The 25606-nt window shown below is 39.6% G+C and carries 17 protein-coding genes, 2 tRNA genes and 2 rRNA genes; 11 read left to right on the top strand and 10 right to left on the bottom strand.

The genetic code is table 11. The annotated features are described in order from the left end of the window. Positions 1–4: 4 nt before the first annotated feature. The 10 genes from JNUCC52_RS13705 to rpmH all read right to left on the bottom strand — a co-directional run bounded on the left by JNUCC52_RS13705 (position 5) and on the right by rpmH (position 9805). Complete coding sequence (locus JNUCC52_RS13705; protein WP_173479137.1) at positions 5–856, bottom strand: ParB/RepB/Spo0J family partition protein; 852 nt, start codon at positions 854–856, stop codon at positions 5–7. After that, positions 849–1610 (bottom strand): ParA family protein, encoded by a 762-nt coding sequence (locus tag JNUCC52_RS13700; protein WP_173479136.1) that lies wholly within the window; start codon positions 1608–1610, stop codon positions 849–851. Before JNUCC52_RS13700 ends, JNUCC52_RS13705 begins: the two co-directional genes overlap by 8 nt. 233 nt (positions 1611–1843) lie before the next feature. Continuing rightward, complete coding sequence (gene noc, locus JNUCC52_RS13695) at positions 1844–2743, bottom strand: nucleoid occlusion protein (protein WP_337980152.1); 900 nt, start codon at positions 2741–2743, stop codon at positions 1844–1846. 180 nt (positions 2744–2923) lie between these two features. Next, positions 2924–3640 (bottom strand): 16S rRNA (guanine(527)-N(7))-methyltransferase RsmG, encoded by a 717-nt coding sequence (gene rsmG, locus JNUCC52_RS13690; RefSeq protein WP_173479134.1) that lies wholly within the window; start codon positions 3638–3640, stop codon positions 2924–2926. 153 nt (positions 3641–3793) lie between these two features. After that, positions 3794–5689 (bottom strand): tRNA uridine-5-carboxymethylaminomethyl(34) synthesis enzyme MnmG, encoded by a 1896-nt coding sequence (mnmG, locus tag JNUCC52_RS13685; protein ID WP_173479133.1) that lies wholly within the window; start codon positions 5687–5689, stop codon positions 3794–3796. Between the two features lie 27 nt (positions 5690–5716). Next, positions 5717–7102 carry a tRNA uridine-5-carboxymethylaminomethyl(34) synthesis GTPase MnmE gene (gene mnmE / locus JNUCC52_RS13680; RefSeq protein ID WP_173479132.1) on the bottom strand — a complete coding sequence of 462 codons (1386 nt, stop codon included), beginning with the start codon at positions 7100–7102 and terminating at the stop codon, positions 5717–5719. 304 nt (positions 7103–7406) lie between these two features. After that, positions 7407–8228 carry an RNA-binding cell elongation regulator Jag/EloR gene (gene jag, locus JNUCC52_RS13675; RefSeq protein WP_337980151.1) on the bottom strand — a complete coding sequence of 274 codons (822 nt, stop codon included), beginning with the start codon at positions 8226–8228 and terminating at the stop codon, positions 7407–7409. Then, positions 8225–8995 (bottom strand): membrane protein insertase YidC, encoded by a 771-nt coding sequence (yidC, locus tag JNUCC52_RS13670; protein WP_173479130.1) that lies wholly within the window; start codon positions 8993–8995, stop codon positions 8225–8227. The genes jag and yidC overlap by 4 nt, the downstream gene beginning before the upstream one ends. A gap of 236 nt (positions 8996–9231) precedes the next feature. Continuing rightward, positions 9232–9576 carry a ribonuclease P protein component gene (gene rnpA, locus JNUCC52_RS13665; protein WP_173479129.1) on the bottom strand — a complete coding sequence of 115 codons (345 nt, stop codon included), beginning with the start codon at positions 9574–9576 and terminating at the stop codon, positions 9232–9234. A 94-nt stretch (positions 9577–9670) separates the two neighbouring features. After that, positions 9671–9805, bottom strand: a complete 135-nt coding sequence (gene rpmH, locus JNUCC52_RS13660) for a 50S ribosomal protein L34 (protein ID WP_004233310.1) — start codon at positions 9803–9805, stop codon at positions 9671–9673. A 554-nt stretch (positions 9806–10359) separates the two neighbouring features. Here rpmH and dnaA point away from each other — a divergent pair. The 11 genes from dnaA to JNUCC52_RS13605 all read left to right on the top strand — a co-directional run bounded on the left by dnaA (position 10360) and on the right by JNUCC52_RS13605 (position 25574). After that, complete coding sequence (gene dnaA, locus JNUCC52_RS13655; protein WP_173479128.1) at positions 10360–11709, top strand: chromosomal replication initiator protein DnaA; 1350 nt, start codon at positions 10360–10362, stop codon at positions 11707–11709. Positions 11710–11877: 168 nt separating this feature from the next. Further along, positions 11878–13014 (top strand): DNA polymerase III subunit beta, encoded by a 1137-nt coding sequence (gene dnaN, locus JNUCC52_RS13650; protein ID WP_173479127.1) that lies wholly within the window; start codon positions 11878–11880, stop codon positions 13012–13014. A gap of 166 nt (positions 13015–13180) precedes the next feature. Next, the gene (gene yaaA, locus JNUCC52_RS13645; RefSeq protein WP_024364626.1) at positions 13181–13405 is read left to right on the top strand and encodes a S4 domain-containing protein YaaA; all 225 of its coding nucleotides are present in this window, start codon (positions 13181–13183) and stop codon (positions 13403–13405) included. Positions 13406–13408: 3 nt separating this feature from the next. Next, entirely contained in the window at positions 13409–14524 is a 1116-nt protein-coding gene (gene recF, locus JNUCC52_RS13640) for a DNA replication/repair protein RecF (protein ID WP_173479126.1), read from the top strand. A gap of 91 nt (positions 14525–14615) precedes the next feature. Beyond that, complete coding sequence (gene gyrB / locus JNUCC52_RS13635; protein WP_173479125.1) at positions 14616–16550, top strand: DNA topoisomerase (ATP-hydrolyzing) subunit B; 1935 nt, start codon at positions 14616–14618, stop codon at positions 16548–16550. 25 nt (positions 16551–16575) lie between these two features. Further along, positions 16576–19062, top strand: coding sequence for a DNA gyrase subunit A (gyrA, locus tag JNUCC52_RS13630; protein ID WP_173479124.1), 2487 nt, complete (start codon positions 16576–16578; stop codon positions 19060–19062). A gap of 146 nt (positions 19063–19208) precedes the next feature. Continuing rightward, the gene (locus JNUCC52_RS13625; protein ID WP_173479123.1) at positions 19209–20297 is read left to right on the top strand and encodes an HD-GYP domain-containing protein; all 1089 of its coding nucleotides are present in this window, start codon (positions 19209–19211) and stop codon (positions 20295–20297) included. 316 nt (positions 20298–20613) lie between these two features. Next, positions 20614–22165 (top strand): 16S ribosomal RNA (locus tag JNUCC52_RS13620). A 96-nt stretch (positions 22166–22261) separates the two neighbouring features. After that, positions 22262–22338: transfer RNA gene (locus JNUCC52_RS13615), tRNA-Ile, on the top strand. Positions 22339–22351: 13 nt separating this feature from the next. Continuing rightward, positions 22352–22427: transfer RNA gene (locus tag JNUCC52_RS13610), tRNA-Ala, on the top strand. Between the two features lie 219 nt (positions 22428–22646). Further along, a 23S ribosomal RNA gene (locus JNUCC52_RS13605) occupies positions 22647–25574 on the top strand. The 16S and 23S rRNA genes sit together here with 2 tRNA genes alongside, the layout of an rRNA operon. Positions 25575–25606: the final 32 nt, after the last annotated feature.

Here is a 25606-nt window from a genome sequence, read left to right as displayed (position 1 = left end):
TCCATTAATCATCTTCTTGAATGTTTAATATTTCCAAAATACGTTCTAAGTCATCTTCTGAGTAAAATTCGATTTCAATTTTACCTTTATTATTTGCTTTTTTAATTTGGACATTAGTACCAAAATAATCTCTCAATTGAGATTCCTTCGCTACAACAAAAATATCCTTCTTCTTCGGCTGCGATGTTTCACGTGAAACTTCTTCATTTAAATTTTGCACTAAAATTTCAACTTGGCGAACGTTCAAGCCTTGCTTTATAATCTTGAGCGCAATTTCGGGAATTCTTCTTTTATTTTTCAACCCAAGTAATGCACGTCCTTGCCCCATTGATAATGTACCGTCATTCATTAATGCACGAACATCCTCTGGCAATGCTAATAATCGAACGTGATTGGCAATGTGTGGCCTACTTTTACCTAATCGCTTGGATAGCTCCTCTTGTGTTAAGTGCAAGTTTTCCATTAAACTTTGATATGCTTCAGCCTCTTCAATAACTGTTAAATCTTCACGCTGAAGGTTTTCTAATATTGCCAGTTCCATCATTTGTGAGTCTGTTAGCTCTTTCACAATCGCTGGTATTATATCTAGCCCAGCCATTTGCGCTGCTCTAAAACGACGCTCGCCCGCAACAATTTCATATTTCCTAGCTTTTTTTCGTACAGCAATTGGTTGTAAAATACCATGTTCATGAATCGAATCTGCTAATTCTTGCAATGCTTCTTCATCAAATATTTTACGAGGCTGAAATGGATTTGCGACGATTAGCTGTAGCTGTATTTCTTCTACTTGTCCGCTTTGTTCTAACGATTCTCCTGGAAATAGAGCACCAATACCTTTTCCTAAACCTTTAGCCATTTTTTATCACTTCCCTCGCCATCTCTAAATAAACTTCAGCTCCTCTTGATTTTGCATCGTAAATGATAATAGGCTGTCCATGACTCGGAGCCTCACTTAATCGTACATTACGAGGAATGATTGTTTTATATACTTTATCTTGAAAATATTTTTTTACTTCATCAATTACTTGTAAACCTAAATTAGTTCTTGCATCAAGCATTGTTAATAATACACCATCAATATATAGTTGCTGATTCAAATGTTTTTGCACTAAACGTACAGTTGACAATAATTGACTTAAACCTTCTAATGCATAATATTCGCATTGCACAGGAATAATTAATGCGTCTGATGCCGTTAATGCATTAATCGTTAAAAGCCCAAGTGATGGTGGACAATCAATAATAATATAGTCATAGTCCTCTTTCACATCTTGAAGTGCATGCTTTAAACGTACTTCCCTAGAAATCGTTGATACTAATTCAATCTCTGCCCCCGCTAGTGAAATGGTAGCAGGAACGATTGATAGATTTTCTACATTTGTTTGTTGAACAACATTTTCAACATTTTCGTCATCAATTAGGACATCATAAATACAACTTTGTATTTCACCTTTATTAATGCCAAGTCCACTTGTTGTATTGCCCTGTGGATCTGTATCAATTAATAGCACTTTTTTCCCTAAGTATGCCAGACAAGCGCTCAAATTGACCGATGTCGTTGTTTTCCCTACGCCACCCTTTTGATTGGCGATTGCTATAATTCTACCCATTTAAAAGCACCTGCTTTCATCCATCAAAGTTTGCTTTGACAAATCCATTTGTAAAATCATTGTTCAATACCGCTATCTTAATTATCATTCTATCAAAAAAAACGAATAGAGTTGTATAAAATATTAAGAATATATACAAAAAAGGAGGCATCTTAGAAATAATTCTAAGATCCTCCTCTCTACAGAAGATATAGTACAGTGAAAAATACTTTTTTAGTATAATTAAATATTCATTAAGATTTCTTCTTTTTAGGGATTTTCACTGTAATTTGATAATATTCCTCGGTATCCTCTTCCTCTGTTTTAACCGTTATTCCACTTTTCGTCACCATTGATAGCGATTGCTTAATTGTATTCAAAGCAATACGAACATCTTTACTAATTGCTTTCCTTTTTGGCTTTACCTTTTTAGGCATATCTTCTTCTTGATCTGCCACTTCAGGATGTAGCAATGTATGAATGTGCTCTTCTAACTGGCGCACATTCCAATCATTTTCAATTGTTCCATGTAAAATTTCTAATTGCAACGGTTGATCTTTAATTGCAATTAGTGCACGGGCATGTCTTTCAGAAATTTGACGCTTTAAAATAGCTTGCTGCACTTCTTCAGGAAGCTTTAATAAACGTAATTTATTGGCTACCGTGGATTGTCCTTTTCCTAAACGTTGAGCCAGTGCTTCTTGTGTCAGTTCATGAAGCTCTAATAATTTTTGGTAGGCTACCGCTTCTTCAATTGCCGTTAACTCTTCACGTTGAAGGTTTTCAATTAATGCAATTGATGCTGTTTCCTTATCCGTTAAATTTCGTACAATCGCAGGAACTTCCGTCCATTGTAGCTTTTTCATTGCTCGATAACGACGCTCACCTGCAATGATTTCATATTGATTGTTTGCTGTGCTACGTACAACAATTGGTTGAATTACACCATGAGTATGAATGGTTCTTGATAATTCTTCAATTTTTTCGTCATCAAAAATAGTACGTGGCTGAAAACGGTTTGGTACAATTTGATCGATTGGAAGCTTAATGACCTCTTCTGTTGTACGAACCGCCTCTGCTTGTTCTACTTCATTTTCCACAATAGGCTCTGCTTTATTTCCGCCTCCAAAAAAACGTGAAAAAGGACTTTTCATCCAATTGGCACCACCTTTAAGTAACTATCTTGCTCTGTCTCATTCTATTATTATTTATTATATTTCCTAAAATGTATATAGTTCATAGATGTCATTTGCGTGAACCATCCATAACTAGTATGTATGCTCAAACTAGAGAAAATATTTTTCCAGTTTGAGAAGTTTCACATGAAACACTAATTATTGAATAGGTGTTTTATTTGGTACACCAGGTTTACGCGGGTATTTTTTTGGTGTTCCTTTTATTTTATCAAAAACATATAAAGTACGTTCACTTTCTTCAACAGGTAGAGAGAAAGAATATTCTTCTTTTAGTGAAACACCTAAAGTAACCAATGCTTTTTTTGCATCTTTTAATTCTTCAGGACCTGCGGAAGCCTTTAATGCAACAAAATAACCGCCCTGTTTTGCCAATGGCACACATAATTCTGATAGTACAGACAAGCGAGCTACTGCACGGGCTGTCACAACATCAAATTGCTCACGATATTTTACATTTTGACCGAATTCCTCTGCGCGAGCATGGACAAAATGCATATGATCTAACTGTAATTCATCACTTAAATGATTTAAAAATGTAATTCGTTTATTTAAAGAATCTACAATTGTTACTTGTAAATGTGGGAAGCAGATTTTAATCGGAATACTTGGGAAGCCCGCTCCTGCTCCTACATCACAAACTGTCGTTACCTTTGTAAAATCAAAATAAAACGAGGCACTAATTGAATCATAGAAATGTTTTAAATAGACGCCTTCAAAATCTGTAATAGCCGTTAGGTTCATCTTTTCATTCCACTCGACAAGCAGCTCGAAATACTTTTTGAACTGTGCAACTTGCTTTTCAGAAAGCTCAATGCCCTTGTCCTTCAATGCCTCAATAAATTGTTGTTCGTTCATGTAAGGTCTCCTTTTAAAAAATGGCTCAGTATTGTCTAAATGGTGATTGTCATGCCGAATAGGGGGCAATCAACCTTGAGTCATAACATAGCCTAAAAATAGGAAGCGGGCACAATGGTATGCCCGCCTCTTATTCACTTTGCTGTTACTCTATTATTCGCCACTTACACGCGCGATTTTTCCTTGTTCAATGTAGACAAGTAAAATCGAAATGTCTGCAGGGTTTACACCAGAAATTCGAGACGCCTGTGCAATAGAAAGTGGTGTAACTTGTTTTAATTTTTGGCGTGCTTCTGTTGCAAGACCTGAAATGGCGTCATAATCAATGTTTTCTGGAATTTTTTTATTTTCCATTTTATGAAGCTTTTCAACTTGTTGCAATGCCTTTTCAATATACCCTTCATATTTTAGCTGAATTTCGATTTGCTCTTTTACTTCATCCGAAAGTTCAATATCCGTTGGTATTAATGAAGAGACTAAATCATAGTGCATTTCCGTACGTTTTAATAAATCTGCTCCACGGATTCCATCTTTTAGCTCGCTACCGCCTACAGAGCGAATGGCAGATTGCGTTGCTTCGTTCGGTTTAATAATGACTTCACGAAGGCGGGCAATTTCATTTTCTATTAATGCCTTTTTCTCCATGAATTTTTCATATCGTTGCTGTGATAACATGCCCATTTTATAACCGTGTTCGACTAAGCGTAAATCTGCATTATCATGACGCAATAGTAATCGATATTCGGCACGAGACGTTAGAAGACGATAAGGCTCATTCGTACCCTTCGTTACTAAATCATCGATTAATACACCTATATAAGCTTCTGAACGGCTTAAAATCAGTTCTTCTTTACCAAGGACGTTGGCAGCAGCATTCATCCCTGCCATCAAACCTTGAGCAGCTGCTTCTTCATAGCCAGATGTTCCATTAATTTGTCCTGCTGTATATAAGCCTTTAATGCGTTTTGTTTCTAAAGTTGGCCATAATTGTGTTGGCACAATGGCATCGTACTCAATAGCATAGCCTGCTCGCATCATTTCAGCTTGTTCTAACCCTGGAATTGATTTTAGCAAACGTTGTTGCACATGCTCAGGTAAGCTTGTCGATAAACCTTGTACATAAACTTCTCTTGTATTGCGACCTTCTGGCTCTAAAAAGATTTGGTGGCGCGGTTTATCATTAAATCGCACGACTTTATCTTCAATTGAAGGACAATAGCGCGGGCCAGTTCCTTTAATCATACCTGAGTACATCGGTGAAAGATGTAAATTGGCTTCAATAATTTCATGTGTTTGAAGGCTTGTATATGTTAACCAACATGGAAGTTGATCCATGATGAATTCCGTTGTTTCAAAACTAAATGCCCGTGGGACATCATCACCTGGTTGTATTTCTGTTTTAGAATAATCAATTGTACGGCTATTTACACGAGGTGGTGTTCCTGTTTTAAAACGTACAAGGTCAAAACCTAATTCTTTTAAATTATCCGCTAAGCGAATGGAAGGCTGTTGGTTATTCGGGCCACTTGAATATTTCATATCGCCAATAATAATTTCACCACGTAGGAAAGTACCTGTTGTAACGATTACTGCGTCGGCACGATAAATGGCGCCAATTTGTGTAATAACCCCTTTTACTTCGCCTTCTTCGATAATTAACTCTTCCACCATAGCTTGGTGAATCGTTAAGTTTTCATTTTCTTCTAACACGCGTTTCATTTCGTGTTGATATAGTACTTTGTCCGCTTGTGCACGTAATGCACGTACAGCTGGACCTTTCCCTGTATTTAACATACGCATTTGAATATGCGTTTTATCAATAACTTTCCCCATGACTCCACCTAGTGCGTCAATTTCACGTACGACAATCCCTTTTGCAGGACCACCAATGGATGGGTTACATGGCATAAATGCAATCATATCTAAGTTGATTGTTAACATAAGCGTGTTAGCGCCCATTTTAGCAGCAGCATACGCAGCTTCTGCGCCTGCATGACCTGCTCCAATAACAATCACATCAAACGTGCCTGCCTCATATTGTGTTGGCATGCTCGTATCTTCCCTTCTCTAGTAGATTTATTTTCCTAAACAGAACTGCGAAAATAGTTGATTTATTAAGCTTTCTTGCACTGTATCCCCAATAATTTCACCAAGTATTTCCCAAGTTCTTGTAACATCTATTTGCACCATATCAACTGGTATTCCAGCCTGTGCTCCAGCTAATGCGTCCTCTACGGTCGCTTGCGCTTGGTGGAGTAATGCAATATGTCGTGCATTTGATACATATGTTAAATCGCCCGCTTCAATTTGCCCCTCGAAGAATAATGCAGCAATTGCTTCCTCTAATTCTGTTATTCCTTCTTCTTGTAAAAGAGATGTAGTCACAATACGATGACTACCTGCTAATTCTTTTACACGAGCTAAATCGATTTTTTGCGGTAAATCTGTTTTATTGACAATGACGATATAATCCATCGCCTCAATTGTTTCGAATAAGCGCTCATCCTCAATCGTTAATTCATCCGCATAGTTTAATACGAACAAAATTAAATCTGCGCTTTGTAACGCCTCACGAGAACGTTCCACACCAATTCGTTCCACAATATCTTCTGTTTCACGTATACCAGCAGTATCCACTAAACGAAGAGGTACACCACGGACATTTACGTACTCTTCTATAATATCACGAGTTGTACCTGCTATATCTGTCACAATCGCTTTATTTTCTTGCACTAAACTATTTAGAAGTGAAGATTTCCCTACATTCGGTCGTCCTAAAATAACAGTCGATAAGCCTTCACGTAAAATTTTGCCCTGAGATGACGTTTGTAAAAGTTTAATAATTTCATTGCGCACCCATGTACATTTTTCAAGCAATACGGGCACTGTCATTTCTTCTACATCATCATACTCTGGATAATCTATATTAACCTCTACTTGCGCTAATGTCTCTAGCAATGCTTGGCGTAAATCACCGATGAGGCGAGATAATTTTCCATCCATTTGACCAAGCGCTACATTCATCGCTCGATCTGTTTTTGCTCGAATTAAATCCATCACCGCTTCGGCCTGCGATAAATCAATACGACCATTTAAAAATGCACGTTTTGTAAATTCACCTGGCTCTGCAAGTCTTGCACCATTCGTTAATACTAATTTTAATACTCGATTAACTGATACAAGTCCTCCGTGACAATTGATCTCTATTACATCCTCACGCGTGAACGTTTTCGGTCCTCGCATGAACGATAGCATAACTTCTTCTACTACCTCGTTTGTTTTAGGATCTACTAAGTGTCCATAATGAATTGTATGTGAAGCCTGCTTCGTTAAACTTTTCCCACCAGGCGATTTAAATATTTTATCTGCAATGGCTACCGCTTCATCTCCACTTAATCGAACTATAGCAATAGCACCTTCACCCATAGGTGTGGATATCGCAGCAATTGTATCGAACTCCATTTTACTACCTCCTCAACGTTATCCACATGTGGATAATTAAAACCGATCAACACTTTCTAACATCTTAGACTAACATATTTTCGTTAAAATCTAAAGTAAGGACCATTTCCAATTGTGGATAAGCTAACATTTATTTATCGTTCAACATTTTTCACTGTGAAACGCAATAAACGACATGTTATGACTTGTTTTATTGCCACACATAATGATTCGTTTATACGACATAAAAAACGGCCACTTTATCATAGATAAAATGACCGTTTTTTTCATAGCATATGTCTGTATGCCTTTTCGTAAAGAAAGCTTAAGCCTTCTTTACTGGTTCGATAACTAAATAGCGATTCGGTTCTGTCCCTTCTGAATATGTTTCAATATCGAGACGATTCGCTAATTGATTATGAATAATTTTTCTTTCGTATGACTGCATCGGCTCAAATGCCACACGTTGATTTAAACGAAGTGCCTTATCAGCCATACGATCTGCCAGTTGCTCTAAGGCTACCTGGCGACGTTCTCGGTAGTTTTCAACGTCTAATTTAACCATCAGGAACTGTTTAGCCGTTTTATTTAATACAAGTTGTGTTAATTGCTGTAAGGAATTTAACGTTTGACCACGTTTCCCTATCAGCAGCGCTGCTTTCTCACTATTCAATTGAAACAGCACATATTTGCCTTCGCGCTTTGTTTCAATGTTTAGATCTTGAATGTCCAATTGCTCAGCTATACATACTAGGTAAGCTTTTGCCTCTTCGATCGGATTTATAGAGTGATCTTCTTCCTCTTTTTTTACTTCTGTAACTACTTGTTGAATAGCTTCGATGTCCATTGGTTGTTCTGAAACTTGTGAAATTAATTTTTCAACGTCATCCACTACCTTTTGTTCGTTCAATTGCTCAGTAGCTGCCTCACCTTGCTCAGCTACGATGGGCATTTCCGTAGTTGGACGAACTTGTACTTCCTTTACAGTCACACGCACTTCTGCAGAACGTGCTCCAAAACCTAAAAATCCTTTTTTACCTTCTTGTAAAACTTCAACATCTACTTGTTCACGGGTTTTGCCAAGTTTCTGTAACGCCAATGAGATCGCTTCTTGTGTTGTTGCGCCTATTTGCGTAAGTTGTTTCACTTTTTAGCCCCTCCATTTTGAGCAGGTTGTGTTTTATTTTTTTGCCAAGGTTTATAAATATACAGGTTTTGAAGAATCGAGATAATGTTCCCGATTACCCAATATAGTGATAATGCAGCTGGTAACGCCATACCAAAACCAATAATCATGAATGGCATAATATACATCATTATTTTCATTTGAGGGTTATCCATTGCTGGACCCGTACGTAAAACGAAAAATTGCATGATACCAGCAATTATTGCCAAAGCAGGTGCAGATTCTGCTAATGGGAAGATAAAGAAATTTCCTAAATCAAAAGCAGGTGTAGCATTCATTCGGCTAATCGCATGGTAGAAACCAATTAAAATTGGCATTTGAATGACTACTGGTAAACATCCAGCAACTGGGTTTACACCGGATTCACTCATCAGCTTCATCATTTCTTGCTGATATTGTTTCTGTGTTTGTGCATCCTTAGAAGCATACTTCTTCTGCAATTCCTTCAATTTCGGCTGAATTTCTTGCATTTTTTTAGAGCTCTTCGTTTGTTTAATCATCAATGGAAGAATCGCTAAACGAATAATAATTGTTACCGCAATAATCCCCCATGCATAAGTACCAAGTAAATCAGCAAAATATTTAATTGCTGATACTAGCGGCCAAACAATGAATTCATTCCAGAAGCCTTGGCTTTCTTTGGATATTGGTTCATTAAATTCTGTACATCCAGATAGTAGTAATGCTACTGATACTAGCGACAAAATTACCCAAAGTTGTTTCTTCAACCGTCTTCCCCCTACAATTACTATTCACTTTTCTTAAATCTATATGCGTTGTCTTTATTCAATTTTATTATGGAAAGAATAAAGTTATCAGTTATTTTATCATGCAAATTAGCTTTCACTCTACTAAATATGCCAATTATTATAGGCTCATGCAGTAAAGTGTTTACTTAATTTACATAAGTTATCGTGGAATCTTTTATAAGTGTACTTTATCGCCACTTTGGTTGCCGTATATATTACGATTTCTTTAAAACTCTAGCAATTCGTAGTACATGCTGCAAACTTTGTTTCACTTCATGAAAATCCATAGTGGCCGCCGGATGTCTGGCGATAATAACATAGTCCATATTCGGCTTTAGTTCATCTTTTAATTCATGAACGCTTTGTCGAATATAACGTTTAATTTGGTTGCGTGTTACCGCATTACCAAGTTTTTTACTAACTGATAAACCTACGCGAAATTCTGCTTGTCCCTCTTTCGGTAAAAAATAAACGACAAACTGTCGATTCGCGAAAGATTTACCCTTTTTAAACACCTTTTGAAAATCCTCATTCTTTTTCACTCGTTGGCGTTTTTTCATTACTTTCACCTGCTACTAAATTATACTTTTGATCCTTATCGGCTTCAAAAAATAAAGAAAAAAAAGACCACTGATGTGGCTCAGTGGACTTATTTTATGCTGATAAAACTTTTCTTCCTTTACGACGACGAGCAGCAAGAACTTTGCGACCGTTTTTCGTGCTCATACGTGCGCGGAAACCGTGAACTTTGCTGTGCTTACGTTTCTTTGGTTGGTAAGTACGTTTCATTGTATATAGACACCTCCTGAATGAAAGTTGAATTTTTCAACATACAGACCTGCATATTATATAAAGTAAACGGCTATTTTGTCAATGAATTTTATAAAATTCTTTTAAACCATATAATCTATATTTTTAATTTCCCTCTTTTAAATTATCCACAGAATACTTGTTTTTTTTACACAGACTTGTGTATAGTATTTTTTGCCGCATTTTTTATCCACAACTGTTATCTACAGCTTTTTCACATAAGCAGTGCTTGTGGACAACTCAAAAGTGAGTAAATCAAGGTTATGTGGATAAGTTTCATAAACTATTGAAATAGCTTTGTTTTTCTGATACGATTACTGTGCTTCACTTTGTTGAAAACTAAAACGAACTATTCTTTTATCCACAACTGTTGATATGCTGTGGATAATTTTTATCACAGCCTTTGGTTAAGTCTTATCCACAGCTTGTGATTTTGTGGATTAGTCGTAAAATGAACGTATTTACTTATCACATAAATGCACTATCTTTTTTTATTGCTGTATATGTATTGAACTGTAAAGGAGAATAGCAGCTTGGAACATTTAGAAGAATTATGGAATAATGTCCTGGCTCAAGTTGAACAAAAAATTTCTAAACCAAGCTTTGAAACGTGGCTAAAGTCTACAAAATTACTTTCTTACAATGGAAGTGGTTCGACAGTGACGATTGCCGCGCCAAATTCGTTTGCTCGAGACTGGCTTGAAAATCATTATATTCATTTGATTACAGGTATATTAACGGAGCTAACAGGCGAAGACTTGCTTATTAAATTTGTTGTTCAAAAAAACCAGGATTCGGACGATTTTGACTTACCAGCGCCGATTATCCAAGCAAAAAATAACGACCAACATGATATTTCACCAGGAATGTTAAATCCGAAATATACATTTGATACGTTCGTTATTGGCTCTGGAAACCGCTTTGCTCATGCTGCATCATTAGCTGTCGCTGAGGCCCCTGCAAAGGCCTATAACCCATTCTTTATCTATGGGGGCGTAGGGCTTGGCAAAACGCATTTAATGCACGCAATTGGCCATTATGTGTTAGAACATAATCCAAATGCAAAAGTCGTGTACTTATCATCAGAAAAATTTACGAATGAGTTTATTAACTCTATTCGTGATAATAAAGCACTCGATTTTCGCAATAAATATCGTAATGTAGATGTACTGCTAATTGATGATATTCAATTCCTTGCTGGAAAAGAATCTACTCAAGAAGAATTTTTCCATACTTTTAACACATTACATGAGGAATCCAAACAAATTGTCATTTCTAGTGACCGTCCACCTAAGGAAATCCCGACTTTAGAGGATCGCTTACGTTCTCGATTTGAATGGGGGCTTATCACAGATATAGCACCACCAGATTTAGAAACACGTATTGCCATTCTACGAAAAAAAGCAAAAGCGGACGGTTTGGATGTACCGAACGAGGTAATGCTCTATATTGCGAACCAGATTGACTCCAATATTCGGGAGCTTGAAGGTGCGCTTATTCGTGTCGTAGCGTACTCATCTCTAGTTAACAAAGATATTACTGCTACATTAGCCGCTGAAGCGTTAAAAGATATTATTCCTAATGCGAAGCCAAGAACTGTAACGATATTAGACATTCAAAATGCCGTAGGGGAGCACTTTAATATTCGTTTAGAAGACTTTTCAGCTAAAAAACGAACGAAACTAATCGCGTTTCCTCGACAAATTGCGATGTTTTTATCGCGCGAATTAACAGACTTCTCATTGCCGAAAATTGGCGAAGAGTTTGGTGGTCGTGACCATACTACGGTCATCCATGCTCATGAAAAAATATCTTCGTTGTTGAAAAATGACACTCAATTGCAACAAGATATTAAACAAATTCGTAGCATGCTAGGAAAATAATCTTGTGGACAACTCAAATATTTAAACACAAACTTATACACAGTCTATCTACATGTGGATAGACTGATTTTATTCACATAGAAGCACTTATCCACAAATCCACAGGGCCTATTACTATATCTTTTATATTTAAATAAATAAATAATATAAATATGTGAGGGAAAAGAAATGAAATTTGATATTTTACGTGACCGTTTACTAGAAGGTTTAAATGATGTCATGAAAGCTGTAAGTTCAAAAACAACTATTCCAATATTAACGGGGATAAAAATCGATGTAACAAACGAAGGAATTCGTTTAACTGGTAGTGATGCTGATATTACAATTCAAACATTTATTCCAGTAGAAGAAGATGGACAACAAATTATTCATATTACAGAAACAGGTTCTATTGTCGTACAAGCTCGTATGTTCAATGAAATCGTACGTAAATTGCCAACAAATGAAGTAGAAATACAAGTAACAACAGGTTTCCAAACGCATATTCGCTCAGGTAAATCGGAATTCCATTTAATTGGCTCAGATGCAGCGGAATATCCTTTATTACCCGAATTAACGGAAGATCAAAAATTTACTATACCTGCTGACCTACTAAAATCAATTATCCGTGAAACAGTGTTTGCAGTTGCTACTTCTGAAAGCAGACCCGTGTTGACAGGTGTAAACTGGCAGATAAAAAATGAAACATTAATCTGTGTTGCAACAGATAGCCACCGTTTAGCAAGACGTAAAGTTCAACTAGAAGATTTACCAGAAGTTGAACATAGTGTTGTTATTCCAGGTAAAAGTTTAAATGAGTTAAACAAAGTACTAGAAGACTCTACAAACCTTGTCCAAATTGTTATTACAAGTCAGCAAGTTTTATTTAAAACAGGAGATGTATTATTCTTCTCTCGCTTGCTTGAAGGGAACTATCCAGATACATCACGTTTAATTCCAGAAGAATATCAAACAAATGTAACGATTAACGGTAAAGCATTGTTACAAGCAATCGACCGTGCATCACTAGTGGCACGAGGTGATCGTAATAATGTCGTGCGATTTGAAATTTTAGATAGTCAAGCTGTTGAAGTTTCATCGAATTCTCCTGAGATTGGTAAAGTACAAGAAGAAATACCTGTAGAAGCATTAGAAGGGGAAGGCTTAAAAATTTCCTTTAGCGCAAAATACATGATGGAAGCATTAAAAGCGATTGATGGCCAAGATGTAGTCATTCAATTTACAGGCGCTATGAGACCATTTATTTTACGTTCTGTGCATGATGATGCGATTCTACAACTTATTTTACCAGTGCGAACATATTGATCATCTAATTTATATTAGTGGAGCAATGTAAAGAAATTGTGTTATGTTTACTTTATTTGGATAAACTTTAGGATAGTCGCGAGATGCGGCTATCTTTTTTTACTTATCATGCATTTTTAGGTATGATAGAGAGATAGACATTCTGTATTTGGAGGGTAACACAGCTATGAAAGACATTGAAATCGACGTAGAGTTTGTCACATTAGGGCAACTATTAAAAATGACCGATGCTATTAGCTCAGGCGGAATGGCAAAATGGTTTTTACACGAAAATGATGTTTACGTAAATGGCGAGGTAGACGATCGCCGTGGTCGCAAATTACGTAACGGAGATGTTGTAAATATCCCTGGGTGTGGCCGATTCCGAATAGTTGGGCCTACTGGACAATAAATTATGCATATAGAGCAGTTAAAACTTACAAATTACCGTAATTATGACGCTTTGGCGTTAAATTTCTCTCCAAAAATAAATGTATTTATTGGTGAAAATGCCCAAGGGAAAACAAATGTCATGGAATCTATCTACGTATTAGCGATGGCAAAATCGCATCGTACGACGAACGATAAAGAATTGATACGTTGGGATTCAGACTATGGTAAAATAGAAGGGGCCGTTCAAAAAAGGCATGGTATTTTACCGATTGAGCTTACCATTACGAAAAAAGGCAAAAAAGGTAAGATTAATCATATTGAACAAAGTCGCCTGAGCCATTATATCGGTCAAATGAATGTAGTGATGTTTGCGCCAGAAGATTTAAATGTTGTAAAGGGAAGTCCACAAATACGACGACGTTTTATCGATATGGAGATTGGTCAAATTTCGCCAGTCTACTTACATGATTTATTAACCTTTCAGAAGATTTTAAAACAACGAAATCATTATTTGAAAATGAATCAGGGCAAGTTAATGACTAATGACGTGATGTATGATGTTTATAATGAGCAGTATATTCACGCAGCTACCCAAATTATTCGAAAAAGATTTCAATTTATGGATTTGTTACAAGAGTGGGCAGAACCAATACATGCAGGAATTTCACAAGGCAAAGAAACTTTAGTTATTAAATACCGCACCGTAGCAGGTATTGATAAGGGACAGACAACGGGTGAAATTGAAGATATTTTACTTAAAAAGCTAATAGAGGTTAAGGACCGCGAATTCGATCGTGGCGTCACTATGGTTGGACCACATCGAGACGATTTACAATTTTTAGTGAACGACTATGATGTGCAAACATATGGCTCTCAAGGGCAGCAACGTACAACTGCATTATCATTAAAGCTTGCCGAAATTGAGTTAATTAAACAAGAAACAAATGAAACACCCATTCTACTTTTAGATGATGTATTGTCGGAACTCGACGATTATCGCCAATCGCATTTATTAAACACCATTCAAGGTGAAGTCCAAACCTTTGTAACGACTACAAGTGTTGATGGAATTCATCATGAGACGATGGAACATGCACAGCTGTTCCACGTGAAACAAGGTGCGATTGAAGAAAGTTAGCCAGGGAGTTTTTTAGATTATAAAAGAATGGTAATAGTCAGCTCGGTTGACTGTTCATTCATTTACACACAATGATGTTATGAAGGAGTAGATGGAAGCCGTGGCTATAGAAAACGAAGGTTTACAAGATCAAGCGTATGAAGCCGATCAGATACAGGTATTAGAAGGTTTAGAAGCGGTTCGTAAAAGACCAGGGATGTATATTGGTTCAACAAGTTCTAAAGGTCTCCACCATTTGGTGTGGGAAATTGTTGATAATAGTATTGATGAAGCACTTGCAGGATTTTGTACTGATATCTCTGTTACGATTGAAAAAGATAACTGGATTCGTGTAGAGGATAATGGTCGAGGAATTCCTGTTAGTATTCAAGAAAAAATGGGTAAACCAGCTGTCGAAGTAATTATGACAGTGCTCCATGCAGGTGGTAAATTCGGCGGTGGAGGATATAAAGTATCTGGTGGTCTTCATGGTGTAGGGGCCTCGGTTGTAAATGCTTTATCAGTTGAGACAATCGTTCAAGTTCATCGTGAGGGACATATTCACGAAATTAAATTTGAACGTGGTCAAACGAAACAAGCATTAACTGTTATTGGTGAGACAGATCATAACGGAACAACAACTCGTTTTAAAGCAGACCCTGAAATTTTCAAAGAAACAACAGTTTATGAATTCGATATTTTAGCACACCGTATTCGCGAACTAGCTTATTTAAATCGCGGTATTCGAATTACAATTGCAGATGAGCGTGAAGATGAGGTACGTTCTACTACATATCATTATGAGGGTGGTATTCGTTCTTATGTAGAGCACTTAAATAAATCTAAAGAGCCTATCCATGAACCAATCGATGTTCTTGGTGAAAAGGATGGTATTTCAATTGAAATAGCCATGCAATATAATGCAGGATTTTCATCGAATATTTTCTCATTCGCTAATAATATCAATACGTACGAAGGTGGTACACATGAGTCTGGCTTTAAAACAGCACTTACTCGTGTTATCAACGATTACGCACGTAAAAATGGTTTGTTAAAAGAAGCTGATGCCAACCTTACAGGTGAAGACGTTCGAGAAGGGTTAACGGCTATTATATCTATCAAGCACCCTGATCCTCAATTTGAAGGACAAACGAAAACAAAGCTTGGTAACTCAGAGGTAAGCCAAATTACGAATGCATTATTCTCAGATGGTTTTGAACGATTTATGTTAGAAAACCCAACAGTAGCACGTAAAATTATTGATAAAGGCTTAATGGCTGCTCGTGCACGTGTAGCAGCGAAAAAGGCCCGTGAATTTACACGCCGTAAGTCAGCGCTTGAAGTATCAAGTTTGCCTGGTAAACTTGCAGACTGTTCTTCCACAAATCCTGCTGAATGTGAAATTTACATTGTAGAGGGTGACTCTGCTGGTGGTTCTGCAAAATCTGGACGTGACCGTCATTTCCAAGCGATTTTACCTTTACGTGGTAAAATTTTGAACGTAGAAAAAGCACGATTAGATAAAATTTTATCGAATGCAGAAATTCGCGCAATGATTACAGCATTCGGTACTGGTATTGGCGAGGAATTTAATTTAGAAAAAGCCCGTTATCATAAAATCATTATTATGACGGATGCCGACGTAGACGGAGCGCATATTCGTACGTTACTGTTAACATTCTTCTTCCGTTTCCTACGACCGCTAGTAGATGCTGGCTATATTTATATTGCACAGCCACCACTATATCAAGTGAAGCAAGGTAAGCATGTTGAATATTGCTATGATGATATTGCGCTACAAGAGATTTTAGGAAGATTATCAAGTATGCCAAAGCCTGTTGTTCAACGTTATAAAGGTCTTGGGGAAATGAACGCAGAGCAGCTATGGGATACAACGATGGATCCAGAGCACCGCACATTGTTACAAGTAGAGTTAGATGATGCAATTAAAGCAAATGAAGCTTTTGAACGCTTAATGGGCGATGAAGTAGAACCTCGTCGTCAATTCATTGAAGAAAATGCGGTATACGCTAATTTAGATATTTAATTTTTCTTGAGGGGAGGTCTACACTTTGTCAGAACAAGAACGCTCCGGAGTAAAAGGAGTTAATATAACAGAAGAAATAGAAACATCCTTCCTCGATTATGCCATGAGTGTAATCGTTTCGCGTGCATTACCAGATGTACGTGATGGATTAAAACCAGTTCATCGTCGTATTTTATACGGCATGCAGGAGCTAGGTAATACAGCAGATAAAGCGTATAAAAAATCAGCACGTATCGTTGGGGATGTAATGGGTAAGTACCATCCACATGGTGACTCCTCTATTTATGATGCAATGGTACGTATGGCGCAAGATTTTAGTTATCGTTATATGCTAGTTGATGGTCACGGGAACTTTGGTTCTGTCGATGGTGACGGAGCTGCGGCGATGCGTTATACAGAATCACGTATGTCCCGCATTGCAATGGAAATGCTTCGTGACATTAATAAAAATACAATTGACTATACGGATAACTATGATGGTTCTGAAAAAGAACCAGTTGTTTTACCAAGTCGCTATCCAAACTTATTAGTAAATGGTGCGGCAGGGATTGCCGTTGGTATGGCTACAAACATTCCTCCACATAATCTTGGGGAAACGATTGATGGGGTGTTAGCACTATCTGAAAATCCTGCAATTACAACCGAAGAATTGATGGAAATTATTCCAGGACCAGATTTCCCGACTGGTGGAATAATTTTAGGACGTAGTGGTATTCGCCGTGCTTATGAAAGCGGTCGTGGCTCTATTATTATTCGAGCTAAAGTAGAAATTGAGCAAAAATCAAATGGTAAGGAAACAATTCTAATTCATGAATTACCTTATCAAGTAAATAAAGCAAAACTAATCGAAAAGATTGCTGAGCTCGTACGCGATAAAAAAATCGATGGCATTACTAATTTACGTGATGAATCTGACCGCCGTGGTATGCGAGTGGTTATTGAAATACGAAAAGATGCAAATGCTAACGTCGTTTTAAATAATCTATATAAACAAACAGCGATGCAATCAAGCTTCGGTGTTAATATGTTGTCGTTAGTAAATGGACAGCCAAAAGTAATGGGTATAAAAGAGATGCTTTATCATTATTTAGAGCATCAAAAAGTCATTATTCGTCGCCGTACTGAATTTGACTTAAAGAAAGCGGAAGATCGTGCACACATTTTAGAAGGCTTACGTATTGCACTTGACCATATCGATGAAATTATCGCGATTATTCGTGGTTCTCGTAGTGGGGAAGAAGCAAAACCACAATTAATGGAGCGATTTAATTTATCTGAACGTCAGGCGCAAGCAATTTTAGATATGCGTTTAGTTCGTTTGAGTGGATTAGAGCGAGAAAAAATAGAAGCTGAATATCAAGAGCTGCAAGTGCTAATTGCTGAATTAAAAGCAATCTTAGCTGATGAAGCTAAAATTGTTGATATTATTCGTACCGAAATATTAGAGCTTAAAGAACGCTTCAGTGATGCTCGTCGTACAGAAATAACATCTGGCGGTATGGAAATGATTGAAGATGAGGATTTAATTCCTGTAGAAAATTCAGTTGTTACTTTAACGCACAATGGTTATATTAAGCGCTTAGCTGCCAATACATACCGCAGTCAAAAGCGTGGTGGCCGCGGTGTACAAGGAATGGGTACGAACGATGATGATTTCGTAGAACACCTTATGAATACATCTACGCATGATACTATTTTATTCTTCACATCTAAGGGGAAAGTATTCCGTGCAAAAGGTTACGAAATTCCTGAGTATGGACGTACAGCTAAAGGTTTACCTATCGTTAACTTACTTAACATCGATAAAGGTGAAAAAGTTACAGCAATGATTCGCGTAGATTCATTCGATAAGGATGCTTATTTTATCTTTACGACGAAAACAGGTATTACGAAGCGTACGCCAGTATCTCAATTTGCTAATATCCGTACAAATGGCTTAATTGCTATTAGTTTACGAGAAGATGATGATTTAATTGCTGTTCGTTTAACGGATGGTATTAAGCAAGTTATTATTGGTACACGTGATGGGATGCTTGTTCGTTTCCAAGAAGAGGATATTCGTTCAATGGGGCGTACAGCAGGCGGTGTCCGTGGTATTAAACTACGTGATGGTGACGAAGTAGTTGGTATGGAAATAGTTGAACCAGGGCAAGAAATTTTAGTTGTTACCGCAAAAGGCTATGGTAAACGTACAACCGAAGAGGAGTATCGTTTACAGAGTCGTGGTGGCGTTGGTTTAAAAACAATTCAAATTACCGACAAAAATGGTCCTATGGTAGCTGTTAAAACCGTCGATGGTTCTGAAGATTTAATGCTTATTACTATCAACGGCATGCTTATACGTATGGATGTAAATGATATTTCATTAATCGGTCGTAGTACGCAAGGCGTTCGTTTAATTCGTTTAGGAGATGACGAACTTGTTGCTACTGTTGCGAAAGTAGAAAAAGAAGACGAAGATGTGTCCGATGAAAACGAAATTGAAAATGAAAATGAGCAAATAGAAGAATAAAAAAAGACCGATGAAGACAGCACTTGTTGCTGCTCATCGGTTTTTATTATATATCATGAAAAATAAGTAATAATTTAGAAATTCGTGATAATATATTATTAGACCTTAGTTTAAGTAAGTGAAATAGTAAAGAGGTGTTTAATTTCGTGGAAACGGTACATGTCCCAATTTCAGAATTACGTTTAGGAAAAGTTATTTCTGAAGATATTTTTGCTAATACACAATATCCTATTATCTTCAAAGATACAGTAGTATCTCATGAACATTTACAAGTTTTTAGTGCTTTTAATATTTCAAGAGCTCCTGTATATAAAGATAATGTAAAGGAAGTTTTAGTAGAAACCGAACAAGAAATAGATTTTGCTATCCTACCAGAAGCCATCCCAACATTTAAAAGAGTATACGACAATTCTGTTGAACAATTTAAAAGAGAGTTCAAAAATTGGGAAGCTGGTGCAAAAGTAGATATTACAAAAGCTCGTACAATTATTTTGCCTTTATTGGATATGGTATTAGAAGATCGTACAATAATTTTCAATTTAAACGAGTATTCTAATCCTAAAGATTATTTATACCATCATTGTGTAGGTACAGCTTTGATTTCTTCCGTTATTGCTCAAAAATTAGGTTATGATAAAGGGCTAACAATTCAAATTGCAATTGGCGGTTTATTAGCAGATTGCGGAATGGCTAAAATCCATCCACGTATTCGAGATAAAAAAACGTCATTAACCGAACAGGAATTTGCAGAGATTTATAAACATCCTATTTATAGCTACAACATGGTAAAGGATTTAACAATCTTAAAAGATACAATAAAAGAAGCAATTTTTCAGCATCATGAGCGCTTAAATGGAAGCGGCTATCCTAAAGGTGAGAAAATCGCTAATATATCTATCTTTGCACAGATTATTGCTGTTGCAGATGTTTTTCATGCTATGACATGTGAACGCATCTATCGATCTAAACAATCTTCGTTTAAAGTTATAGAAATGATTAATGAGTCTGAGTTTGGAAAGTTTGATATTAAAGTAGTTAGAGCACTAATTGATTTAGTTGCAGACTTACCTATCGGTACAATTATTGAGCTTTCAAATCTTGAACGTGGAGAAGTAATGTTTGTTAATAGATTTGCTCCAACTCGTCCAATTATTAAATTAAGTATTACAGGAGAGATTTTTGATTTAGGTAAAAATCGCACTTTCTATATTTCACGAATAATTACAAATGAATAATAGAACAAAGTATTAATAAGGCAGTCATTAAGCATCTAGATTGCCTTTTTAATTTGCATAATATAAGGAGAAAATCCATGTCATTAAAAACTATTTTAATTTTTTTAGAGAAAGTGTTGACATAGATTATGAAACTTGATATTATTAATGAGTCGCCAAGAGGTGACGCACTAAACGAAACAAAATGAACCTTGAAAACTGAACAAGCAAAACGTAATCAATATAGTTTTTAGTAGCTAACTTCGTTAGCGAACGAAACAAAATTTTGGACATCAAAATTGATGCCAGCAAAACAATTTGAGCTAATCAAATTTCTTTTATGGAGAGTTTGATCCTGGCTCAGGACGAACGCTGGCGGCGTGCCTAATACATGCAAGTCGAGCGGACAGATAAGGAGCTTGCTCCTTTGACGTCAGCGGCGGACGGGTGAGTAACACGTGGGCAACCTACCCTATAGTTTGGGATAACTCCGGGAAACCGGGGCTAATACCGAATAATCTTTTGTCTCTCATGAGACAATTCTGAAAGACGGTTTCGGCTGTCGCTATAGGATGGGCCCGCGGCGCATTAGCTAGTTGGTGAGGTAACGGCTCACCAAGGCAACGATGCGTAGCCGACCTGAGAGGGTGATCGGCCACACTGGGACTGAGACACGGCCCAGACTCCTACGGGAGGCAGCAGTAGGGAATCTTCCACAATGGGCGAAAGCCTGATGGAGCAACGCCGCGTGAGTGAAGAAGGATTTCGGTTCGTAAAACTCTGTTGTAAGGGAAGAATAAGTACAGTAGTAACTGGCTGTACCTTGACGGTACCTTATTAGAAAGCCACGGCTAACTACGTGCCAGCAGCCGCGGTAATACGTAGGTGGCAAGCGTTGTCCGGAATTATTGGGCGTAAAGCGCGCGCAGGTGGTTTCTTAAGTCTGATGTGAAAGCCCACGGCTCAACCGTGGAGGGTCATTGGAAACTGGGAGACTTGAGTGCAGAAGAGGATAGTGGAATTCCAAGTGTAGCGGTGAAATGCGTAGAGATTTGGAGGAACACCAGTGGCGAAGGCGACTATCTGGTCTGTAACTGACACTGAGGCGCGAAAGCGTGGGGAGCAAACAGGATTAGATACCCTGGTAGTCCACGCCGTAAACGATGAGTGCTAAGTGTTAGGGGGTTTCCGCCCCTTAGTGCTGCAGCTAACGCATTAAGCACTCCGCCTGGGGAGTACGGTCGCAAGACTGAAACTCAAAGGAATTGACGGGGGCCCGCACAAGCGGTGGAGCATGTGGTTTAATTCGAAGCAACGCGAAGAACCTTACCAGGTCTTGACATCCCGTTGACCACTGTAGAGATATAGTTTTCCCTTCGGGGACAACGGTGACAGGTGGTGCATGGTTGTCGTCAGCTCGTGTCGTGAGATGTTGGGTTAAGTCCCGCAACGAGCGCAACCCTTGATCTTAGTTGCCATCATTTAGTTGGGCACTCTAAGGTGACTGCCGGTGACAAACCGGAGGAAGGTGGGGATGACGTCAAATCATCATGCCCCTTATGACCTGGGCTACACACGTGCTACAATGGACGATACAAACGGTTGCCAACTCGCGAGAGGGAGCTAATCCGATAAAGTCGTTCTCAGTTCGGATTGTAGGCTGCAACTCGCCTACATGAAGCCGGAATCGCTAGTAATCGCGGATCAGCATGCCGCGGTGAATACGTTCCCGGGCCTTGTACACACCGCCCGTCACACCACGAGAGTTTGTAACACCCGAAGTCGGTGAGGTAACCTTTTGGAGCCAGCCGCCGAAGGTGGGATAGATGATTGGGGTGAAGTCGTAACAAGGTAGCCGTATCGGAAGGTGCGGCTGGATCACCTCCTTTCTAAGGATATTTTCGGAATACAAACCTTGGGTTTGTAAGATTACGTTTTGCGTTCAGTTTTGAAGGTTTATAAACAATATTATAAAACTTCCAAGAGGGCCTATAGCTCAGCTGGTTAGAGCGCACGCCTGATAAGCGTGAGGTCGATGGTTCGAGTCCATTTAGGCCCACCATATATAACCTCTTGGGGCCTTAGCTCAGCTGGGAGAGCGCCTGCCTTGCACGCAGGAGGTCAGCGGTTCGATCCCGCTAGGCTCCACCAATTTATTATTTGTTCTTTGAAAACTGGATAAAACGACATTGAAATTGTAACAAACACATTTATTTTTTTAAGTTTTTTTATAGGCTTAATAACATTAAAAGGTTTCGAGATACGAGTAAGACAAGGAAGCGATTGAGTGAGTGAAGGAGCGTACTTTCGTACGTGACTGATTGAACGAATGAAGCTGACGCTGTATTACGATGTATATCGGAAGCTGTAGGTTAAGTTATTAAGGGCGCACGGCGAATGCCTTGGCACTAGGAGCCGAAGAAGGACGGCACTAACACCGATATGCTTCGGGGAGCTGTAAGTGAGCTTTGATCCGGAGATTTCCGAATGGGGGAACCCACTACGTTTAATCGCGTAGTATCTTGACGTGAATACATAGCGTCTTGAAGGCAGACCCAGGGAACTGAAACATCTAAGTACCTGGAGGAAGAGAAAGAAAAATCGATTCCCTGAGTAGCGGCGAGCGAAACGGGAAGAGCCCAAACCAAGAGGCTTGCCTCTTGGGGTTGTAGGACACTCTATACGGAGTTACAAAGGAATGAGTTAGATGAAGCGACTTGGAAAGGTCCGCCAGAGCAGGTAAAAGCCCTGTAGTCGAAAGTTCGTTCCCTCCAGAGTGGATCCTGAGTACGGCGGAACACGTGAAATTCCGTCGGAATCCGGGAGGACCATCTCCCAAGGCTAAATACTACCTAGTGACCGATAGTGAACCAGTACCGTGAGGGAAAGGTGAAAAGCACCCCGGAAGGGGAGTGAAAGAGATCCTGAAACCGTGTGCCTACAAGTAGTTAGAGCCCGTTAATGGGTGATAGCGTGCCTTTTGTAGAATGAACCGGCGAGTTACGATTACGTGCGAGGTTAAGCTTTAGAAGGCGGAGCCGCAGCGAAAGCGAGTCTGAATAGGGCGAATTAGTACGTGGTCGTAGACCCGAAACCAGGTGATCTACCCATGTCCAGGGTGAAGGTGAGGTAACACTTACTGGAGGCCCGAACCCACGCACGTTGAAAAGTGCGGGGATGAGGTGTGGGTAGCGGAGAAATTCCAATCGAACTTGGAGATAGCTGGTTCTCTCCGAAATAGCTTTAGGGCTAGCCTCGTGATGAGAATACTGGAGGTAGAGCACTGTTTGGACTAGGGGGCCATCCCGGTTTACCGAATTCAGACAAACTCCGAATGCCAGATATTTATACACGGGAGTCAGACTGCGAGTGATAAGATCCGTAGTCAAAAGGGAAACAGCCCAGACCACCAGCTAAGGTCCCAAAGTAATCGTTAAGTGGAAAAGGATGTGGCGTTGCACAGACAACCAGGATGTTGGCTTAGAAGCAGCCATCATTTAAAGAGTGCGTAATAGCTCACTGGTCGAGTGACGCTGCGCCGAAAATGTATCGGGGCTAAACGATTCACCGAAGCTGTGGATTGACATCTACGATGTCAGTGGTAGGAGAGCGTTCTAAGTGCGTTGAAGTCAGACCGGAAGGACTGGTGGAGCGCTTAGAAGTGAGAATGCCGGTATGAGTAGCGAAAGACGGGTGAGAATCCCGTCCACCGTATGACTAAGGTTTCCTGAGGAAGGCTCGTCCGCTCAGGGTTAGTCGGGACCTAAGCCGAGGCCGATAGGCGTAGGCGATGGACAACAGGTTGATATTCCTGTACCACCTCCTCACCGTTTGAGAAATGGGGGGACGCAGTAGGATAGGGTAAGCGCGCCGTTGGTTGTGCGCGTCCAAGCAGTAAGGCGTGTGTGTAGGCAAATCCGCACACTGTAACGTTGAGCTGTGATGGCGAGTCCGTATGGACGAAGTTCCTGATTTCACACTGCCAAGAAAAGCCTCTATCGAGGTGAGAGGTGCCCGTACCGCAAACCGACACAGGTAGTCGAGGAGAGAATCCTAAGGTGTGCGAGAGAACTCTCGTTAAGGAACTCGGCAAAATGACCCCGTAACTTCGGGAGAAGGGGTGCTCTTGAGCGTGCAAGCGCACGAGAGCCGCAGTGAATAGGCCCAGGCGACTGTTTAGCAAAAACACAGGTCTCTGCAAAACCGTAAGGTGACGTATAGGGGCTGACGCCTGCCCGGTGCTGGAAGGTTAAGAGGAGTGGTTAGCGCAAGCGAAGCTGCGAATTGAAGCCCCAGTAAACGGCGGCCGTAACTATAACGGTCCTAAGGTAGCGAAATTCCTTGTCGGGTAAGTTCCGACCCGCACGAAAGGCGTAACGATCTGGGCACTGTCTCAACGAGAGACTCGGTGAAATTATAGTACCTGTGAAGATGCAGGTTACCCGCGACAGGACGGAAAGACCCCGTGGAGCTTTACTGTAGCCTGATATTGAATTTTGGTACAACTTGTACAGGATAGGTAGGAGCCAGAGATCTCGGAGCGCCAGCTTCGAAGGAGGCGTCGGTGGGATACTACCCTGGTTGTATTGAAATTCTAACCCATGCCCCTTAGCGGGGCAGGAGACAGTGTCAGGCGGACAGTTTGACTGGGGCGGTCGCCTCCTAAAAGGTAACGGAGGCGCCCAAAGGTTCCCTCAGAATGGTTGGAAATCATTCGTAGAGTGTAAAGGCACAAGGGAGCTTGACTGCGAGACCTACAAGTCGAGCAGGGTCGAAAGACGGGCTTAGTGATCCGGTGGTTCCGCATGGAAGGGCCATCGCTCAACGGATAAAAGCTACCCCGGGGATAACAGGCTTATCTCCCCCAAGAGTCCACATCGACGGGGAGGTTTGGCACCTCGATGTCGGCTCATCGCATCCTGGGGCTGTAGTCGGTCCCAAGGGTTGGGCTGTTCGCCCATTAAAGCGGTACGCGAGCTGGGTTCAGAACGTCGTGAGACAGTTCGGTCCCTATCCGTCGTGGGCGTAGGAAATTTGAGAGGAGCTGTCCTTAGTACGAGAGGACCGGGATGGACACACCGCTGGTGTACCAGTTGTCTTGCCAAAGGCATCGCTGGGTAGCTATGTGTGGACGGGATAAGTGCTGAAAGCATCTAAGCATGAAGCCCCCCTCAAGATGAGATTTCCCATTACGCAAGTAAGTAAGATCCCTCAAAGACGATGAGGTAGATAGGTTCGAGGTGGAAGTGTGGTGACACATGGAGCTGACGAATACTAATCGATCGAGGACTTAACCAAAAAAGTTTGAAACATTCAATGAACCGTTTATC

Origin of the sequence: Lysinibacillus sp. JNUCC-52, assembly GCF_015999545.1 — a bacterium.
Taxonomy (GTDB): Bacteria; Bacillota; Bacilli; order Bacillales_A; family Planococcaceae; genus Lysinibacillus.
The sequence above is the reverse complement of the archived record's forward strand: the minus strand, read 5'-3'. Positions and strand labels throughout refer to the sequence as shown.

Excerpts from the sequence above, each read along its gene's own strand:
- JNUCC52_RS13705 (WP_173479137.1), bottom strand. The coding sequence starts at position 856 with ATGGCTAAAGGTTTAGGAAAAGGTATTGGTGCTCTATTTCCAGGAGAA.
- JNUCC52_RS13700 (WP_173479136.1), bottom strand. The coding sequence starts at position 1,610 with ATGGGTAGAATTATAGCAATCGCCAATCAAAAGGGTGGCGTAGGGAAA.
- noc (WP_337980152.1), bottom strand. The coding sequence starts at position 2,743 with ATGAAAAGTCCTTTTTCACGTTTTTTTGGAGGCGGAAATAAAGCAGAG.
- rsmG (WP_173479134.1), bottom strand. The coding sequence starts at position 3,640 with ATGAACGAACAACAATTTATTGAGGCATTGAAGGACAAGGGCATTGAG.
- mnmG (WP_173479133.1), bottom strand. The coding sequence starts at position 5,689 with ATGCCAACACAATATGAGGCAGGCACGTTTGATGTGATTGTTATTGGA.
- mnmE (WP_173479132.1), bottom strand. The coding sequence starts at position 7,102 with ATGGAGTTCGATACAATTGCTGCGATATCCACACCTATGGGTGAAGGT.
- rnpA (WP_173479129.1), bottom strand. The coding sequence starts at position 9,576 with ATGAAAAAACGCCAACGAGTGAAAAAGAATGAGGATTTTCAAAAGGTG.
- rpmH (WP_004233310.1), bottom strand. The coding sequence starts at position 9,805 with ATGAAACGTACTTACCAACCAAAGAAACGTAAGCACAGCAAAGTTCAC.
- dnaN (WP_173479127.1), top strand. The coding sequence starts at position 11,878 with ATGAAATTTGATATTTTACGTGACCGTTTACTAGAAGGTTTAAATGAT.
- yaaA (WP_024364626.1), top strand. The coding sequence starts at position 13,181 with ATGAAAGACATTGAAATCGACGTAGAGTTTGTCACATTAGGGCAACTA.
- recF (WP_173479126.1), top strand. The coding sequence starts at position 13,409 with ATGCATATAGAGCAGTTAAAACTTACAAATTACCGTAATTATGACGCT.
- gyrB (WP_173479125.1), top strand. The coding sequence starts at position 14,616 with ATGGAAGCCGTGGCTATAGAAAACGAAGGTTTACAAGATCAAGCGTAT.